Below are 1,489 nucleotides of genomic sequence, written 5' to 3'. Positions count from 1 at the left end.
TTCATTCAACCCTTCAGCATGTGGCGCGCTGCAGGCTTCCCCTCCCGCAGGACGGACACGCACGTGCTTGGGCTAGCTTAGCGTGAATTGTGTGACTGCTGCGACTTAAGTGCCCGAATTTTTGTGAGTTTCTTCGTTCAGGGGGTGCCACCGAGCTCCGCGGAGCGCCGCGCACAGGCCTCCGTGGCCCGGAAGAAGGCCCCCCGGATACCCGATTCCTCCAGTTCACGCAGCGCGGCGACGGTGGTTCCCGCCGGGGAGGAGACGTTGGCGCGCAGGGTGGCCGGATCATTACCCGACTCCGACAACATGATGCCTGCACCCGCCGCAGATGTAACGACCAGCTTCTCTGCCACGTCGCGGGTGAGCCCGAGGGAGACGCCGGCGTCGATAAGCGACTCGGCGACGAGGAAGAAGTACGCGGGCGAGGAGCCCGCCAGAGCGGTGACAGCGTCCATGTCGGATTCCGCCACGGGCATGACCTCACCCACCGCGGACAACAGCTGCTGAACGTGCTCGAGATGCTCGTCGCTGACGAACCTGCCGGCCGCCACGGCGTTCATGCCCCGCCCCACCAGCATCGGGGTGTTGGGCATCACGCGCACCACCGGGGTCCCGGCGACGACCGCGTCCTCCATCGCCGCCAGCGGGATACCCGCCGCCATGGACACCAGGACCGTGGTGACGTCATTCTCCTCGAGGGCCCCGCTGATCTCCCCCAGCACGTCCACGATCATCTTCGGCTTCACGCACAGAAACACCACGTCAGCGTCCTCGGCGGCCTGCCGGTTGTCGGTGCTGTCGCGCACCCCGTAGCGCTCCCGCAACTCCTCACCGCGCTCCGGGCGACGGCCCGTCACCGTGATCGACTGCGGATCGACGTCCGCGTTGACAAGACCCGAGATCAACGCCTCGCCGATCTTGCCTCCTCCGATAACCACAATTTTCGTCATGGTTCCCAGAGTGCCACAACGGGTCAGATCATCACGACCGCGAGAGGTCCGAAGGTCATGACGATGCCGACAACAGCCGCCAGGAACATGGACAGTCCGTCATTCGCCGTACGCAGCGCCTTGACGACGGCCACGATGCCCACCGTCACCAGAATGGCCAGGCCCGCCACGATGGGTCGCGAGAGGTTGTCCCACAGCAGTTCGAAGCCCTTGAACACCACGACACCGAGAACGACGCCGATGAGCGCCATGAGGACGACACCGGTGATCGAGGTCTTTTCCTCGGACTCCGTCGCAACGTCAGTGTCAGCGTCAGCCTCGGCCTCGTCCGGGGCTTCGGCGACCTTCTCCACCGGTGCCTCGACGGCCGGCATCTCACCGGTGACGGCGGTATCCGCGGACGGCTCAGCAGGCTCGACCTTCTCCAGGACGGCCGTGTCCTCCGTCGTCGGGGTCGGGGGCTCCGGGCGGTCGGCCGGGGCCGGGGCCTCATCCTTGACGAGCTTGTCGGTCTTGAGCTTGGGCTCGGCCTTCTC

1 protein-coding gene and 1 pseudogene are annotated in these 1,489 nt (G+C 66.0%); both read right to left on the bottom strand.

Annotation, left to right across the window (positions count from 1 at the left end; all coding sequences use genetic code 11):
• Positions 1 to 137: 137 nt before the first annotated feature.
• Entirely contained in the window at positions 138 to 953 is an 816-nt protein-coding gene (gene proC, locus Q4F73_RS12115; protein WP_303359595.1) for a pyrroline-5-carboxylate reductase, read from the bottom strand.
• 23 nt (positions 954 to 976) lie between these two features.
• Positions 977 to 1,489, bottom strand: a pseudogene (locus tag Q4F73_RS12110) (hypothetical protein); the annotation flags it as partial.

The sequence above is a fragment of the Corynebacterium sp. genome (assembly GCF_030535495.1).
Lineage (GTDB): Bacteria > Actinomycetota > Actinomycetes > Mycobacteriales > Mycobacteriaceae > Corynebacterium.
The sequence above is the reverse complement of the archived record's forward strand: the minus strand, read 5'-3'. Positions and strand labels throughout refer to the sequence as shown.